Origin of the sequence: Aerococcus sanguinicola, from assembly GCF_001543145.1 — a bacterium.
In the GTDB taxonomy this organism is placed as follows: domain Bacteria; phylum Bacillota; class Bacilli; order Lactobacillales; family Aerococcaceae; genus Aerococcus; species Aerococcus sanguinicola.
This window is the reverse complement of the sequence record NZ_CP014160.1, coordinates 1667211-1683118: the sequence shown is the minus strand read 5'-3', so window position 1 is coordinate 1683118 and position 15908 is coordinate 1667211. Positions and strand designations below refer to the sequence as shown.

Annotated in this window: 14 protein-coding genes; 2 read left to right on the top strand and 12 right to left on the bottom strand. The window is 48.3% G+C overall.

Annotated features, from left to right (window positions below):
- Positions 1 to 174 precede the first annotated feature (174 nt).
- From AWM72_RS07515 to AWM72_RS07490, 6 genes are all read right to left on the bottom strand, one after another.
- Positions 175 to 819: a DNA-3-methyladenine glycosylase gene (locus AWM72_RS07515; protein WP_230080817.1), complete on the bottom strand. Its 645-nt coding sequence runs from the start codon at positions 817 to 819 to the stop codon at positions 175 to 177.
- A complete protein-coding gene (locus AWM72_RS07510; protein WP_067975674.1) occupies positions 819 to 1214 on the bottom strand; it encodes a rhodanese-like domain-containing protein in 396 nt (131 codons plus the stop codon). The genes AWM72_RS07515 and AWM72_RS07510 overlap by 1 nt, the downstream gene beginning before the upstream one ends.
- A gap of 6 nt (positions 1215 to 1220) precedes the next feature.
- Positions 1221 to 2195 carry an ROK family protein gene (locus tag AWM72_RS07505; protein WP_067975672.1) on the bottom strand — a complete coding sequence of 325 codons (975 nt, stop codon included), beginning with the start codon at positions 2193 to 2195 and terminating at the stop codon, positions 1221 to 1223.
- 31 nt (positions 2196 to 2226) lie between these two features.
- Positions 2227 to 2889 (bottom strand): rhomboid family intramembrane serine protease, encoded by a 663-nt coding sequence (locus AWM72_RS07500; RefSeq protein ID WP_067975669.1) that lies wholly within the window; start codon positions 2887 to 2889, stop codon positions 2227 to 2229.
- Between the two features lie 140 nt (positions 2890 to 3029).
- Entirely contained in the window at positions 3030 to 3185 is a 156-nt protein-coding gene (rpmG, locus tag AWM72_RS07495; protein ID WP_067975665.1) for a 50S ribosomal protein L33, read from the bottom strand.
- Positions 3186 to 3278: 93 nt separating this feature from the next.
- Positions 3279 to 5366: a penicillin-binding transpeptidase domain-containing protein gene (locus AWM72_RS07490; protein ID WP_067975663.1), complete on the bottom strand. Its 2088-nt coding sequence runs from the start codon at positions 5364 to 5366 to the stop codon at positions 3279 to 3281.
- Between the two features lie 160 nt (positions 5367 to 5526).
- On the opposite strand from AWM72_RS07490, the gene AWM72_RS07485 reads away from it, so the two are divergent.
- Positions 5527 to 8205 carry a YfhO family protein gene (locus tag AWM72_RS07485; protein WP_083272345.1) on the top strand — a complete coding sequence of 893 codons (2679 nt, stop codon included), beginning with the start codon at positions 5527 to 5529 and terminating at the stop codon, positions 8203 to 8205.
- Positions 8206 to 8297: 92 nt separating this feature from the next.
- Here the strand turns inward: AWM72_RS07485 and AWM72_RS07480 are convergent, their stop codons facing one another.
- Both AWM72_RS07480 and AWM72_RS07475 read right to left on the bottom strand, forming a co-directional pair.
- Positions 8298 to 8903 (bottom strand): NUDIX hydrolase, encoded by a 606-nt coding sequence (locus AWM72_RS07480; RefSeq protein ID WP_067975659.1) that lies wholly within the window; start codon positions 8901 to 8903, stop codon positions 8298 to 8300.
- A gap of 100 nt (positions 8904 to 9003) precedes the next feature.
- Entirely contained in the window at positions 9004 to 9612 is a 609-nt protein-coding gene (locus AWM72_RS07475; RefSeq protein WP_067975654.1) for a superoxide dismutase, read from the bottom strand.
- Between the two features lie 172 nt (positions 9613 to 9784).
- Between AWM72_RS07475 and AWM72_RS07470 the strand changes: the two genes are divergently transcribed.
- Entirely contained in the window at positions 9785 to 10633 is an 849-nt protein-coding gene (locus AWM72_RS07470) for a DUF1189 domain-containing protein (RefSeq protein ID WP_067975651.1), read from the top strand.
- A 378-nt stretch (positions 10634 to 11011) separates the two neighbouring features.
- On the opposite strand, the gene AWM72_RS07465 is transcribed toward AWM72_RS07470, so the two are convergent.
- Genes AWM72_RS07465 through dinB form a run of 4 tightly spaced genes read right to left on the bottom strand, consistent with a single transcriptional unit; the run spans position 11012 to position 15834 of the window.
- On the bottom strand, positions 11012 to 12364 hold the full coding sequence (locus tag AWM72_RS07465) for a DEAD/DEAH box helicase (protein ID WP_067975648.1): 1353 nt from the start codon (positions 12362 to 12364) through the stop codon (positions 11012 to 11014).
- Between the two features lie 21 nt (positions 12365 to 12385).
- Positions 12386 to 13345, bottom strand: coding sequence for a DHH family phosphoesterase (locus AWM72_RS07460; protein WP_067975644.1), 960 nt, complete (start codon positions 13343 to 13345; stop codon positions 12386 to 12388).
- A 7-nt stretch (positions 13346 to 13352) separates the two neighbouring features.
- Positions 13353 to 14675, bottom strand: a complete 1323-nt coding sequence (locus AWM72_RS07455) for a DRTGG domain-containing protein (protein WP_067975640.1) — start codon at positions 14673 to 14675, stop codon at positions 13353 to 13355.
- Positions 14665 to 15834, bottom strand: a complete 1170-nt coding sequence (gene dinB / locus AWM72_RS07450) for a DNA polymerase IV (RefSeq protein ID WP_067975637.1) — start codon at positions 15832 to 15834, stop codon at positions 14665 to 14667. The genes AWM72_RS07455 and dinB overlap by 11 nt, the downstream gene beginning before the upstream one ends.
- Positions 15835 to 15908: the final 74 nt, after the last annotated feature.

Below are 15908 nucleotides of genomic sequence, written 5' to 3'. Positions count from 1 at the left end.
ATTTTTTGACTCGAAGATAACGGCCTTAAACCGGACAAATTTGTCAGTTTGCAAGCTACACCCTAAAGCTCTGCCATGGGTTTCCCACCAACTCCCACTCGCTTAGGACAGATAATTTTAAGGCCTCTTGCGCATTACTTTTTTCATATCACTACGCTAAATTGTAACAGTTTTTTAGTTATTTGGCAATTCTTCTTTCCAGGCCTGGGCCAAGTTGGACTGACGCTTGGGCATTTTGGAGACAGCAGGGTGTCCCTCGACATAAAAGCGTAAGTGCTTGTCTGTCCAGTCCCCTTTATTAGGAATGCCGATCCTAGCCGATGAAGCAATTTGTCGAGGATAGCGCCGCTGATCGAAGTCTATATAGAGGGGGCCCTCTTCTACTGATGTGCCATAGTCCCGTGCCTTGTCAACTGCAAGCGCTTGGCAGAGCTTACCCGGGCCATTCGCTAATTCAAGCCCTGTTTTCTGCCGGCGCTCGGTCATAAGGTCAAGGCCTTCTGCTGGCTCCAGAGCACGGATTAAGACCCCTTGTGGAATACTTGGAGACTGGGTGATCATATTTAGACATAACTGGCCGTGGATATTATAAATATAGAAGATGCCCGCCTCGTGGTAGAAGGCTTCTGTGCGCGCTGTCCGCTTAGCTCCATAAACATGGGCTGCTCGGTCATTATGACCCAAATAGGCCTCCGTTTCCACGATCCACCCTGCTGTCCGGCCCTCTGCTAGGTCGCTAACCAATAGGCAACCGAGGAGGTCTTGTGCTATGTCAATCGTCGTTAGGTTAGGATCTTTAAAGAAGATCTCTTCTCCCACTATGCATCACGGCGTTTAGTCCGCCCGTCCCATTCTCTAAAGCCCCCTTGGAGGATATAGAGGTCGGTAAAACCAGCCTTATAGAACTTAGCGGCAGCTCGTCCGGCTAAGGCTACCCCATCATCATAAAGATAAATGGGTTGGCTCTTGTTGAAGCCTGGCACCCCTTGTTGGAGACTGGAATAAGGGACATTCCGTGCGCCAGTAATATGGGCCGAACGGAACTCATTGGCTTCCCGCACATCCACCACTTGGGCCTGGCGCATACCGGCTTCAAAATCTTCCTGGGATAGGGTAGTTGCTACCTGTTTGCGCTGCCACCACTGGTAGGCAAGGTAGATCCCGTAGCCTAGGATAATGGCTAATAAAATGCATAAAATAATATTTTGACTCATAGTATCTTACTCCTTTAGATCATTTTGGACAAGGGAAGCTGCTCCAATCATTCCCGCATCATTGCCTAGGCTGGCAATCTTAATCTCAACGCTTCCCTTAATCCCTGGGTAGAGACCAGCTTCAAAGGCCGGCTCCAGACCCTGGATTAAATAATTTCCGGCTTGGGCCACCCCGCCACCTAAGAGAATACATTGAGGATGGACGCAGTTAGCGATTTGGCTGAGGCAGCGGCCCAAATAAGTGAGACATTCTTCCACAACTGCCTGAGCAAAGACATCCTTAGCCCTAGCTTTTTCAAAAATTAACTCGGTATCAATTCGGTCAGGATGGGCTTGGACAAAGCTCTTGAAGGAACTTTCAGGGCTTTCCTCTTGTTTGGCTCGGGCCAAGGCTGTTTGACGGAAGCCGGTTGCTGAAGCAATGGTTTCAATACAACCCCGATTGCCACAGGTGCAGAGAAAGCCTTCCGGATTGGCCTGGATGTGTCCGATTTCCCCGGCGTTACCCGCGCCTACCAGTAATTGGTCGTTAACAATTAAGCCTCCACCAATGCCCGTGCCCAAGGTGACCAGTAGGAGGTGGCGGTAGTCTTTACCAGCTCCTTTGGCATGTTCTCCGAGGGCTGCCACGTTAGCATCATTTTCCAGGGCCACTTTCACCCCAGGAAAGGCCTCCTGGAAGGCCCCCCGGATGTCTTGGGCTTTGGCCCAGCCCAGGTTAAAGGCCCCTTGTACACTACCGGCTTGGCGGTCAATGCTGCCAGGAGTCCCCATGCCAATCCCAATCAAATCACTCGAAGTCAACTTGCGTTCTTTAAGTTCGCCTTGGATCGAGGCAATTAAGTCAGGGATAATGGCTTGCCCGCCATTTTTAGCATTTGTCGCGACTTGCCAGCGCCCCACTTCATCAAGCTGGCGGTCAAATAAAGCCAGTTTAGCAGAAGTGCCTCCTAAGTCTATTCCTACAATATATTCAGCCATTTGAATGTCCTCCTCTTTCAATCAACACATACTAAAATAATAGCTGGTAAATGCCTGCCTTGGCAAGAATGAAATAAACGATGGCCACATATACAGCGAGAGCTAAGACGATTTGCCAGATTTTAACTTCATTTTGCTTCTGAGCAAAGATAAAAGAACTCAACAAGCCTCCCAGAGCCCCACCTAAGTGTCCTGCGATATCCACATTAGAAGCCATAAGATTTAAAACTATGTTCATAGCAATAAGTGTCTTATAAGTCCGTCCTAGGGCTTCATAGTAAGGATTATTGGGATGCATATAGGCTTTAACAATAAAGAAGGCAAAGAGGCCGAAGAGGGCCGTTGATGCCCCGGCTGAGATAGCAGCTGAGAACTGGTAGCTCATCAAGTTTCCCATCAAGCCAGAAAGTAAATAAATGGCCAAAAACCGCCAATGGCCCACGATTCTTTCGACCATGGGACCTAAGTAATATAAGGTAATCGAATTAAAGAGCAAGTGGGTAAAGTCAATATGGATAAAGATAGGGGTCAGCAACCGCCAATACTGGCCCGCCGCAATCAAGGCATTCACCTTGGCTCCAAATAAAACTAAAATATCCGCTCGCTCACTGCCTCCCAACCAGGTCATTAATAACCAAACGATAACTTGGATGGCTAGCAAGCTATAAGTAACAATGGGCTGCTTTTGCTTCATAACATCCTCCCTTCCCTTTAAGGTCCATAGATTTATTATAGAGTAGCTTCTTGTGAAGGTAAAATAAAAAGAGGGAAAAGCACTCTCCCTCTTTGCACCGGCTCCTCACAGAGGAGAGCTCGGCATGACTTGTCTGAAACTTATTTCTTAACTTCGCGGAATAAGCAGACACGTTTTAATTTTGGACTATATTTCTTTAATTCTAAACGATCAGGATTGTTACGTTTGTTTTTTTCAGTTAGGTATAAACGTTCACCCTTGCATTCAGTATTTTCTAAAAGAATGTTAACGCGCATTGGACTACCTCCCATTGATTTGATTTCATTTGCTCTTTTTTAGCATACCACAATATTTTAGCATATGATTTAAGACTTTGCAAAATGATTTTTCTAGTTGTCTGATCCTTGGCTGGCTTCTTGACTCTGGTCTGCTTCATTTTGTTTCGTATTGTGACCAAAGTAAGCAGATAAAACATCATAGCCTACACTTTGAGCGTCGACATCCGCAGCCGATGAAGACTTGGCAGGGATAACAATCGAAATGGCAATGCGCGGATTGTCATAGGGAGCATAGGCCACAAAGGTCGAATTGACGATGCCGCGTTCATTGGTTTCTGCCGTCCCGGTCTTAGCGGCGACAGACACTGGGAAGCTCCCAAAGAGATCATTACTCAAGCCATCTGGATCTGCGACAACCGCCCGGAAGCCTTCTTGGATGGCTTGGATGGCGGCGGGTTCGATCTGGACTTCATTGAGAAGACGGGGTTGGCTCCTGTAGATCAACTGGTTAAAGTTTTCTTTAGCTTTTTGGCTGGTATCCGTCTTTTCAATCGACTTCATTAAGTGCGGAGCATAGCGTTTGCCCCCGTTGGCAATGGTTGCCACATACTGGTTGAGCTGCATGGGGGTATAGGTATCAAACTGACCGAATGACATGTCCAAGTAGTTCCCTGGAGCAGACTCTCCACCATTCAGACCGGTGGATTCATTCTGAAGATCAATACCGGTCTCAACTCCTAGGCCAAATTGAGCATAAACATGACGCAATTTGTTCCCTAAATTAGGATCGAGGTCAACCAGAGACATCCCGTCTGTGTATTCCGGCATGCCACCAATCGCCATAGCCACCCGAATCATGTAAACGTTAGAGGAGATAGCTAGGGCCTTGCGGTCATCCAAAACTACCCGGCGGCTTGGATCAAAAGCATACCACCAAGACGCTTTGATTGGCGTTCCTGAGAAATTCAAGGCCTGGTCGACAAAAGTATTGTCTCCCCCTGGTTCAAGGACATCATAGTAGTAGCCGGCCGCAATGGTTGCTCCCTTCACGGTTGATCCCATTTCAAAGGAAGCGTTGATTGTTCCTAAGGCATCATCGTAGAGCTTACCATCTTCACCCCGGCGCTTGCCGCCCAGGGCCAGCACCTCGCCATTGCGTGGATCTGTTGCGACCACATAAATCTGATTATTTTCGCCAGTAGACTTATTTTCTAAGTAGTCTTCGGCGATGGCTTCGACTTGCTTCTGCAGGTTGGTATCGATGGTTAGGCGGAGGGTGTTTCCGATATCGCCAGAGTATTTTTGCCGGTTTTGGACGAGTTCGCCATTCTGGTTAACTTCGGTCTCATACTTGGCCTTGGCCCCTCTCAGATCTGCCTCATACATTTCTTCAAGATAGGATTGGCCGACCCGGTCATTACGGGCATAGCCCTTGGCCAGGTAGCGGTTAGCCCGGTGACTTGGCAGCCCCTCTTTCTCGGTCGTAACAGAGCCTAGGACACTGCGCAGGAGGTCTTTTTCAGGGTAGACCCGTTTCCAATCAATGGTTGTTGTCACCCCAGGCAGGTCGGCACTGTGCTCGCTGACCCGGGCCACTTCTTCATTAGTCACGTTCTCATGCTTAATCAGGGTCGTGCTGAAGGCGTAGGCGCTATTCATCTGCTTATAGATCGCGGCAGCTTCCTTATCTTGGTCAGATAACTTGCCCAAGTCTTCTGACTGGATACGGTTGAGCTGGGCATCATAGAGTTGGCCGCCCTTCAAACGTTTCTCCTCGCTGGATAAGCGGTCATTAAGTTCATCTTCATGACTTGCTGCCCAATAGTCTTTCAGGTCACGTTCGGTTAAGGCTTCGGTATCCATTTCAATGAAGTCGGCTAACTTACGTGCCGTCTTAGCCATATCTTCCCCACTGGTATTCTTGCCCCGTGTGTAGCCGATTGCCTGTAAGCCTTCATTATCAACTAATTTATGGCCATCTCGGTCGACAATATAACCACGAGGCACACCCTCTTTAGCTACATTTGTCTCCGTTAAATGGACCAATTCTTCGAAGGTCTGACCATTGACTAACTGCAAATAACCCAAACGGAAGATCAAGAGGGCAAATCCAGCAAAAACTAGGACCAAAAGAATATTTAAGCGATTTAAATAACGATCCCAGTGCGTTTCTTTGCGCTTAACTTGCTGCTTGTCCAATTCTTCACCTTCTTTCAGACATTTATTATAGCAAATGGACCGTTTGAATGAAAGCCGCAGGGCCCATTTTTATCTTAAGCTTAAAGGATAAAAGGACTTGGCTATTCGCCCTGCTTATATTAAGATTAGTTGAAGACGTGATTCTAAGAAGGAGGTCCCTATGAAGCTGATCAGCCGCTATTACCAGACCCTAAAAGAAAAAATCCACCATCATCCCCTAGCCTGGTCCCTAGTGGCCAGCTTTGGCTTACCTTTTGTCATCCTTATGGTCTTTTATTTCTTTGGCATAGGTCTTTTTCCTTTCGGTGATGGAAGCCTCTACACCGTTGATTTGGGCCAGCAATATATCGACTTCTATGCCTATTACCGCAATGTTCTCCTAGGGCAATGGGACCAAGCCCTCTACAGCTTTCAAAAAGCCCTAGGAGGAGAAATGCTGGGAACCTGGTCTTATTATTTAATGAGCCCCTACCTACTTATCTTGCTCCTCTTTCCCAAGTCTTGGATGACCCTGGCTGTCGCCCTAATCATTGCAGCTAAAATTGGAACGGCTGGGGCCAGCTTCCAATACCTCCTGGCTAAGCACTATGGCGATATTTCCTGGCGGTCGCTTAGCTTTGCCTTTGCTTACGCCCTGATTGGCTATGTCTCCGCTAACCAGCTAAATGTCATGTGGTTAGACGCCTATGCCTTCCTCCCCTTAGTCGTCTACGGCTTGGAGAAACTCCTAAAGAAAGGGTCATGGCCCGTCTATATTCTGAGCCTGGCCTATATCCTCATCGCTAACTATTACATGGGCTTCATGGTCTGCCTCTTCCTGGTCCTATACATGGTCTATGCCCTCATCCGCGACTTTTACTGGCCCAAGTGGCAGGCCAGCTTGCAAGAAGTCTGGCGCTTTACTTGGACTTCCCTAGCCGCAGCTGGCCTAGCTGCCCTGGTCCTCCTGCCGACTTACCAGGCACTCAGTCTAAGCAAGGGCACCTATGCGAGTGAGGTCAACTGGGAATGGGAACTAGCCTATCCAATCCAGGATCTTTTGAGCAAATTTTACCTGGCCCCCTTTAACTTCGACCAAATGCCTGAGGGCCTGCCCAATGTCTATATCGGTAGCCTGGGCCTAATTGCCCTCGCCCTCTACTTCGGCCAAAAGAAGATTCCCAGCCAAGAAAAATGGGGGGCTGGCCTAGTCCTCCTCCTGCTCATCCTATCGATGAATGTCAAAGCCCTCAATATCATTTGGCATGGCTTCCAACCCCCTATCTGGTACCCCTACCGCTTTAGCTTTGTCTTCAGCTTCTTTTGCCTCTTCCTGGCCTACCGGGGCTACCGACACTTACGGACCTTCCGGCTCAAGACAGCCCTTATCCTCTTGGGGCTTTTCACCGCGTCCACGGTCTATGTCCTCAGCCAAGGCGAGCGTTTCGACTACCTGCAGGGGCCCTATATCCTGGCCAGCTTTGTGATCTTTATTCTCTGTAGCCTGATGCTATTCTTTATCGACCGCCGTCCTATTTGGTCAACTTTTCTCATTTATTTGCTCACGGTTGTGGAACTTTCCGCTAATACTTGTCTGAGTTTGTCAGCTATCTCTTATCTCAGTCATTCTGAAGTCGCGGACTACAACCAACTGACCGAAGACTTCATTGAAGAGCTCAATCCTGCTAGTAAGGACTTCTACCGCATCAGCAAGCTCTTCCAGCGCACCAAGAATGATCCCATGCAGCTCAACTACTACGGCCTCAGCCATTTCAACTCCACCATCGAAAAGTCAACCACTGAGCTCTTCCGCTATCTGGGCCTGCCAACCAGTGAAGGTTTTGTGTCCTATAATAACGGAACTCTGATTACCGATGCCTTCTTTGGTGTCCGTTACTTGGTCGAAAGTAAATCTCAGACGACAGACCAAAGCAGTAACCAGCTCCATCTCCAAGCAGCTAGTCATCGGCCCGATATTAAACGCTATCCTTTAGTCCAATCTGACCCTTATTTAATGGCTTACGAAAACGATAGTGCCCTCCCCTTAGCTTATAGTCTACCTAGGGAGATCTTAGACCTTAAGCTCCACAATGCCTATCCCATTTTGCTCCAGGACCAGCTCCTGCAAGTTGCCAACCGCCAAGCCGTTAAGGACTACTACCAGTATTTCCAAGTGGCCTCTTTTGCTGGTCTGGAATTAGATAAGGTAGAGAGTGCAGATCCCAAACAGATCAATACTCACTACCGAAAAACTTCAGATAAGGGCGATGCCTGGATTCATTTCGATATCCAGCTTAATTCCAATGACTCCTATTACTTGACGGTACCTGGCCATCTGAGCGAAGATGACCTAGTCTTCTACCTGGATGGCGAGCCCCTGGCCTATGAGAAAAGCTTCAATAGTGTCCAAGTCTATAACCTAGCAGCCAATGAAGCCGGTCAGAGCCACCGTTTCTCCATCAAACTGCTAGCGGATGACCTGGACTTAAACAATGTCAACCTCTACCGTCTCAACCCAGACCTGGTCAGTCAAAGTGCCAGTCGACTCCAGGCTTCCGGCCTCAAGATAGACCGCTTCAGCAACCGCCAAATCCAGGGACAGGTCGAAAGCCAGGAAGACCAAGATTGGCTGGTCTTCACCCTTCCTTATAACCAGAACTGGACCTTCACCGTCGACGGCAAGAAAGTCGCTAGCCAGCCTGTCCTAGACGGCGGATTCACAGCCATCCCCCTTGGCAAGGCGGGTAAGCACCAGATTAGCTTATCTTTCTGGCCTAGCGCCCTAACTACCGGCCTGGTCGTCTCTGCAACAACAGCAGGCTTCCTCATCCCCCTCTACCGCAGAGACAAGAAAAAATAAAAACGACAAAAAGTCGCCCCCTTCTCTAAAACTTAAGAGAATCGAGGCGACTTTTCCTGTCTATCAATTAAAGAAAAAGGAAACTTGCTAAGCTAGTCAAATGCAACCTGCCAGTCCTGGCCTGCCTCTTTAGCCTCATAGCACTTAGCCAAATGAGCAGGAGAGGTGCGGTAGACTGATAGATCTGGCAAATCATCCAAAGCAAAGAAGGCACAAGCAGAGGTTTCATTATTGGCCTGAAAATCCACGCTCTCCAACTGGCACTCGACGAATACCTTCACCACCGTAAAGAAGGTATCATTAGCATGACTAGTTTCAAGAAAGAGCAGGCGGTCAGCATGGACCTTGGCTCCCGCTTCCTCCCAGGCTTCTTTCTCGCAATTTGAAGCCAAGGTTTCTGTAATATCCATCCAACCCCCGGGCAGGGCCCATTGCTGGTTTCTTTCCTTAACCAAGAGAATTTCATCGTCTTGCCAGATAACCGCCCGGGTGTCAATCTTAGGCGTCTGATAGCCCTCCTCCTCGCTAAAAACCATGGCAATCTCATCTGCTGAGGCATCCGTCAGCTGGTCAAACATCTCCTGTGAAATGGCTCGGATCCTTTCGAATCGTTCCAAGTCAAAATCATTCTCGGTATAATAACATCCTGCCTGGCCTAGAGCCTGGAGCTCCTTGGCCCATTTCATCCATTTTGACATCTAATCCCTCCCTTGCATTGATTATACCTGACTAAATTCTCTTACAAAAGGGTCAAAAAAAGAAGCCAGGGTCAAACCTAGCTTCTCAATAAAGAATGAACTATTTAGCAGCTGCATATAATTCGTTAACGTAGTCCCAATTCACAAGATGCCAGAATGCATCGATATAGTCAGCACGTACATTGCGGTATTTGAGATAGTAAGCATGTTCCCAAACATCCAAACCTAAAACAGGCGCTTGACCATTCATAACAGGTGAATCTTGGTTAGGGGTTGAAACGATCTTCAATTCACCGTTTTCAACAACGAGCCAAGCCCAACCTGAACCAAAGCGACCGCTAGCTGCACTGGCAAATTCTTCCTTGAACTTGTCGAAAGAACCGAAAGTCTTGTCAATAGCTTCTTTGATTTCGCCAGTCGCTTCACCACCAGCATTAGGAGCAAGCATCTTCCAAAATTCACTGTGGTTGTCGTGGCCACCTACATTATTGATGACAGCTTGACGAATGTCTTCTGGCACTTGGTCGATATTGGCTAAAATTTCTTTAGCAGACTTGTCGGCAAATTCATCATGCCCTTCCAAAGCTTTGTTGGCATTGGTCACATAAGTGTTGTGGTGTTTGTCATGGTGCAATTTCATTGTTTCTTCATCAATGTAAGGTTCTAAAGCATCATAAGCATAAGGTAATTCTGGTAACTCAAATGGCATATTTAACTTCCTCCTTTTTCTATTCTTCTTAAAGTGTAACAAGTCTTAGCCCGAGATTCAAAATATCCGCTCAAGGCTTTTAAATTTCAGTTAAGGAACTAAGTTTTTTGGTCGTCTGGCTAGGATTTTGCTATACTTAATAAGAAGTACAGAAGCTAGAAAGAGGCATCCTATGATAGCAACTTGGAAATTATTTATCTACAGTATCTTTAAAATTGAGCGCACCATCCCAGCTCTAACTATGAAACTAGGCAAGAAAATCGCCTACTTAGCCCTCCTGACCCTGGTCAGCGCAGCAGCCCTCTTCGCCAATATTTTCCCCGTTCTTGAACTGATCGAAGACAATGGCGAGCAGGTAGCCCAGTCTATTCCGGCCTTCCAGGTAAAGGATGGCGAGATTAGTCAGTCGGAATCGGATGGTTTCGTCAATAAGACGGACCTCATCACCTTCGCCTATGACCCTAAAAACCAGATTTCTGACCAAGAAATGCAAAACATTGAGAAGAAACCCAAACTGGTTATTCATGCCCAAAAAGATCAGGTCACGATTGCTGCCCTCAACCAAAACTACCAGCTTCCCTACCAGGACCTTGCTGGACAGGGCAAGGACTTAAACCAAGCCAATAGCCAAGCGCTCATCCGCCAACTGACCCAGGTTACTGGCCTCACCATGGTTCTCCTATTTGCCAGCTTATATATTTCTTCATTCTTCTATGTCGCCTTCCTAGCCCTAATGATCAGTCTGATCGCACAGATCCTGAAATTAGGAAGGCCCCTCCATTTAAACTTTGCAGATCGATTTAACCTCGGACTCTTCAGCATGACCCAGTCCCTGGTAGTCTTCAGCTTGCTTAATCTCTTAGGCCTGATGGTCCCCTTCCAATCGGAGCTCATCATCCTTCTAGCCCTCTTCCGTTTCTGGATTATGACTTTGAGAACCCATGTGGTAAAATTAAGCGAAGATGAGCTCAAAGCAAAAATTAAAGAAATTGAAAAATATTTTGACGATAAGAATAAATAAGAAAAATCCTAAAGGCTAGCTCCTTCTAGAGCGCCTTTAGGATTTTTTGTTTTAGCCGATTAGACCACTAAACTTTGCGAGTTTTGTTCACTCTCTTCTCTGTCCTTTTAGTACAGAAGCCCCTTTCTCCCGCTAGCCTTCGCACCCTTCTAGTCGGGTTCGACTTGTCAGGCTTGGAGTGATTTCACAAGTCAGAAACGAGCGAATGCTTCGCTCTTATTCTGACTTGCCCCAATCATCCAAGCCTAAGCGCCAAGTCTCACACCTTTAGTAGTCGGGTTCGAGGATGCAGAAAGGGCTCCTCTTCGCAAAAGGACGTCGAAGGCCTACAGCCTTCTCAGTATGAACTGAAGGGCGTTTTTTATGGATTAGACTAGATTAAAAAGAATTGCGGTCCTTATTGGCCTTGCGTTGGGCCCGGAGTTGTTGGCGGCGTTTCTCCCTAGCCTTGGTAGACTTATGCTTCTTAATTTGCCGGTCCAATTTCTTCTTGTAACCTGGTTTGACTTTCTTTCGTTTGTTTTTGGCAATCATGCCCTTCACTGTATGGTCCGTTTCTTCTTGGTGGTGTTCCTTGCGTTGGCGACTTTGGTCATGGTGACTAACATCTCGCCACTCGCCGTTCTTCAAGTCCATCACTTCAAATTGGATACCCTTCTTCTCCAACCATTCAACTGCAGGCTGTTGGTCGGGTTCGTAGAAGGTGATTGCGGTGCCAGGCAAGCCTTGCCGGCCGGTCCGACCTACCCGGTGGATGAAGAATTCCAATTCATGAGGGATTTCATAATTAATAACATGGGAAACTCCATCGATATCAATCCCCCGAGCAGCTAGGTCCGTAGCTACCACGTATTGGAAGTCTAATTGCTGGATTTGCCGCATGACACGGCGGCGGTCGCGGGCAGACATATCGCCGTGGATCTTAGCCACCGACAGCCCACGTTGGCGCAAGGCCTCATAGACCTGGTCAACCTTGTCAATCGTATTGGCGAAGACCAGAGCTAAATAGGGTTGGCCTACCGTCAAGGCCTCATAGAGCAAGTCTTCGCGCTTGCGCCCACGGACTGGGAGGAGGATGTTACGGATGGTTGGTGAGATCAATCCTTCATTCGCAATCGTCACCCATTCCGGAGCAGCCATATACTTTCTTAGAAAAGGATGGAGCTTCTCTGGAATAGTGGCCGAGAAGACATACATATGCAAGTCTTCAGGCATCCGGCTAGCAATTTGGTCAACGGTTTCTAGAAAGCCCATATCCAGAGTCATATCCGCTTCATCCACAACAAAGTGCTGGCAATGATGGAGGTTGACTAGTTGCTGTTGAACCAAATCTAAAATTCTTCCGGGCGTCCCCACAATCACATGGGGGGCGCGGTGGGTTAGGCGTTCAGCCTGACGCTTGGTATCTGTCCCCCCGAAGGCCCGCTCTATCCGCAAATCAAAGGGGGCAAATTGGCTGATTTGACTGGCATTCTTATAGAGCTGCTCGCCTAATTCGCGAGACGGCGCCGTAATCACTAACTGGGTCCGGTCCCGGTCTTCAAGCTTATCGAAAAGAGGCAGTAGGAAGGCATGGGACTTTCCCGATCCCGTCTGGCTCTGTGCCACCAAGCTCTTGTCTGCTTGGATCAGGGGGATGACCTCTTCTTGAATCGGGGTAGCTTCATGGAAGCCTAAGTCTTGGATGGCTTCTTCAATATAAGGCGCAAAATTATAGTCTGAAAATGTCATTATGGACTCCTTTCACTCGGGCTAAGCTTGGCCTAGCTGGTCCTGGTAAGTCTGGGCAGCATCATGGAGGGCTTGGACGACTTTATCCTGATCTGCAGCTGAAGGGATGCTCGCCCCACTGGCTTTGGGATGGCCGCCACCATCAAAGGCCTGGGCTACCGTATTAATGGTCGGACCCTTCGAGCGAATTCGGCAGCGGTAAGTGCCATCAGCTTGTTCGACGAAAACCACCCAGGCCAGAACGCCTTTGATTTGTCCAGGCATTTGCACAATGCTGTGGCTCTCCGCTTCGCTTAAACCAAGTTCGCTAAGAGTGGCCTGGCTCAGGCTGACACTGACAACGAGACCATCTTGACTTCTTTGTGTATGGTCGAGGACATAGGCTTGGAGCCGGGCTTGACCAGGCGTAATCTCCATGGAGGCCTGCATCAATTGACTGGCCGGGAAGTCAAAGGCCAAAAGTTTACCTGCTATAGCTAAGGTTTCAGGACTTGTGTTGTCGAAGAGGAAACGTCCGGTATCTCCTACGATCCCTAAGAAGAAATTCTGAGCAGCTCGAGCCGTCATTTTTAAAGCATTTTGTGGGTCTAAGACCGTCCGCGCCCATATTTCTGAGCAAGAGCTCGCTGTGGTATCCACATAAGAGAGATCACCATAGGGTTCATTATTGGGATGGTGGTCAACTTTGACCAAGCGTTCGCCAGAGCTATAGCGGTCATCATCGATACGAGCCGTATTGGCTGTGTCATTAACAATCACTAGGGCCTGATTAAAGGTCTCATCATCCACCTGGTCCATAGCCGCAAATTGAGCTAAGGAAGGCTCCGTTTGCCCAACTGCATAGATTTTTTTGTCAGGATAAGTCGCTTCCAAGACAGCCTTTAAGCCGAGCTGGGAGCCTAAAGCATCAGGGTCGGGGCGCTGGTGGCGGTGGATAATCACCGTATCGTAAGCAGCAATGGCTTGTAAAATTTCTTCCATAAATGATCTACTCCTTCATATCCAAGGGAATTTGCATGGTCAGAGTGGCCTTGGCCATCAATTGTTGCCCATGATAGACATGGACTTCAACATAAGCATGGCGTCGGCCCAAGGTCAGGACGCGGGGATGGATTTCCAGTGTACTATTCAATTGCACTAAGCGCAAATTGAGGAAGTGGACACTTTCAATGATGGCGGTCTTTTGGACAACATCAGCAAAGTATTTTTCAACGACTAATTGGATCACCCCAAGCAAGAGTCCTGTTGAAAGGGTGCCTAATTGGTTAGACATGGTCGCATCTGAAAGCATCCGGTAGCGGGGACTATCGAGGCTGTCATCGAGACACTCAAGCTTCTCTTCAAGCATGGATTCGAGCCGGCTATTGCGGTTGACATGGTGCTGCTTATATTCCAAGGTCCGTAAAACATCCTGGCGGGAAACGATACCCAGAAGATGGTTATTGTCGTCCACTACAGGTAGGAGTTCCAAGCCGTCCCAGACCATCATATGGGTCACACTGACCACACTCATAGAGAGCTTGGCCACCAAGGGGTCAGCGGTCATACAAGATTCAATAACTTCCCGGTCTTCCTTCCCGAGCAAGTCCTTAGCTGTTACAATCCCCTGCAATTCATAATTCTTATTAACCACTGGAAAACGACTGTGGCGGGTTTTCTCATTGAGCTTACGATAGTCAACCACATGGCTATCGGTAAAAAGATAAAAGGTCTTCTCAAAAGGAATAAAGATGTCTTCAACTAAGACAATATCTTGCTGGATAGCCCGCTCAATCATGGCCTTATTAATGACTGTCGCTGTGGAATAGGTGTCAAAAGCCACACTCATGATAGGGATCTGCTTCTGGTTGGCCAGGTCGATATTGGCTTGGGAGGGTTGGAAGCCCCCGGTAATCAGGACGGCCATTCCGTGCTCTAGGGCCACTCGTTGGATATCTTCCCGGTCCCCAACAATCATCAGGGCTTCAGGTCTCAGATAGGTCATCACGGCTTCCTCTTGCATGGCACCAATAATGAATTTGGTGATTTCGCCATCCAGTCCCCGCTCGCCCCCATGGACGGTACAATCAGTTAAGCGGACAATTTCACGGATGGTCAAGCGCTTGGTTTGGTCGTAATCATAGGGTTCAATCCGAACCGTACCAACCCGTTCGACAGTCCGGACGAGATTTTGATTTTCGGCCTCTTTGATGGCCCGATAGGCGGTACCATCGGATACCTTCAAATCACGAGCAATACGCCGCACGGAAATCTTCGTATCAATTGGTAAATCGCGGATATAATTCAATATTTGCTCATGCTTAGTCGTCATCTTTCTTCTCCTTTGTTTCTGCTTGATAGTCTGGAGTTGGCGGCTTAAGGGGCAGGCTCAGATTTTCAAAATCTTGAGCAGTAAGTTCAGACAAACCGACCCCCAAGAGGCGGATGCCCTGGTCAACTTGGCCAAATTCCTCCCATAAATCTTCGGCGTGGAAGGCGATCTCCTCCGCATCATAGATAGGCGTCTGCAAAGACCGCTGCCTGGTCATAGTAGCAAAGTCTGGGTAACGGAATTTGAGGGTGACCACCTGGCCGTGGAGCCCTTTATCTTCTGCCGATTGACTGACCTCAGCTGCTAGTCGCTGGAGCTGCTGGCGAACCTCATCTTCATGATAGAGGAAGGGATAGAGTGTGGTTTCCTTACTAATTGACTTGCGTTGGCGCTTGACCCGGACTGGCCGGTCGTCAACGCCCCGGACCCGTTCGTAGATCCGCAAGCCAAGCTTCCCAAAAATTTCCAGGCATTCTTCCTGACTCAAGGCCCGCAAATCGCTTCCCTTATGAACCCCTCGCTCATGGAGACGCTCAGCTGACTTCTTGCCGATGCCATAGAAGTCATCGACGGGCAGCTGGTCCAAAAAGGCCAGCGCTCGCTTGGGCGTAATTACCGTCATCCCCCCCGGCTTCCGATAATCTGAAGCGAGTTTAGCTAAGAACTTGTTATAAGAAACACCGATACTGGCTGTCAATCGGAGCTCCTGGTAGATACTTTCTTGGATATCACGGGCCAAATACATAGCATAGGGCTGGTTGAGCTTATTCTCCGTCACATCTAGGAAGGCCTCGTCAATGGACAAGGGCTCAATTAAATCCGTATAGCGGGCAAAGATTTCCCGGACTTGGGCTGAAACCTCCCGGTAATAAGCATGACGGGCAGGAACAAAAATCGCCTGAGGACATAGTCGGTAGGCTTCTGCCGCACTCATGGCCGAATGAATGCCAAATTTACGTGCTTCATAGCTGGCTGTTGCGACCACTCCCTTACCGCTATTCTCTTTGGGATGGCGGGCAATCACTAAGGGCTTACCGCGGTAGCTGGGTTCATCCCGCTGCTCGATGGAAGCATAGAAGGCATCCATGTCGACGTGTAAAATTTTTCTTTTGGCTTCAATTTTGGGTTCCTCAAATTCTAGAATCCCAATCGTCCGCATACTAGCCCTCCATTCTCCCTAGACTTAAAAACTTCGGCCTCTTTTTTGACTAAGGAACTTTTTAGCAAAAAGCT

Bases quoted from the DNA above. Each gene is read 5' to 3' on its own strand.
- AWM72_RS07505 (WP_067975672.1), bottom strand. From the start codon at position 2,195: ATGGCTGAATATATTGTAGGAATAGACTTAGGAGGCACTTCTGCTAAA.
- AWM72_RS07485 (WP_083272345.1), top strand. From the start codon at position 5,527: ATGAAGCTGATCAGCCGCTATTACCAGACCCTAAAAGAAAAAATCCAC.
- rpmG (WP_067975665.1), bottom strand. From the start codon at position 3,185: ATGCGCGTTAACATTCTTTTAGAAAATACTGAATGCAAGGGTGAACGT.
- dinB (WP_067975637.1), bottom strand. From the start codon at position 15,834: ATGCGGACGATTGGGATTCTAGAATTTGAGGAACCCAAAATTGAAGCC.
- AWM72_RS07465 (WP_067975648.1), bottom strand. From the start codon at position 12,364: ATGACATTTTCAGACTATAATTTTGCGCCTTATATTGAAGAAGCCATC.
- AWM72_RS07460 (WP_067975644.1), bottom strand. From the start codon at position 13,345: ATGGAAGAAATTTTACAAGCCATTGCTGCTTACGATACGGTGATTATC.
- AWM72_RS07480 (WP_067975659.1), bottom strand. From the start codon at position 8,903: ATGTCAAAATGGATGAAATGGGCCAAGGAGCTCCAGGCTCTAGGCCAG.
- AWM72_RS07470 (WP_067975651.1), top strand. From the start codon at position 9,785: ATGATAGCAACTTGGAAATTATTTATCTACAGTATCTTTAAAATTGAG.
- AWM72_RS07500 (WP_067975669.1), bottom strand. From the start codon at position 2,889: ATGAAGCAAAAGCAGCCCATTGTTACTTATAGCTTGCTAGCCATCCAA.
- AWM72_RS07455 (WP_067975640.1), bottom strand. From the start codon at position 14,675: ATGACGACTAAGCATGAGCAAATATTGAATTATATCCGCGATTTACCA.
- AWM72_RS07475 (WP_067975654.1), bottom strand. From the start codon at position 9,612: ATGCCATTTGAGTTACCAGAATTACCTTATGCTTATGATGCTTTAGAA.
- AWM72_RS07510 (WP_067975674.1), bottom strand. From the start codon at position 1,214: ATGAGTCAAAATATTATTTTATGCATTTTATTAGCCATTATCCTAGGC.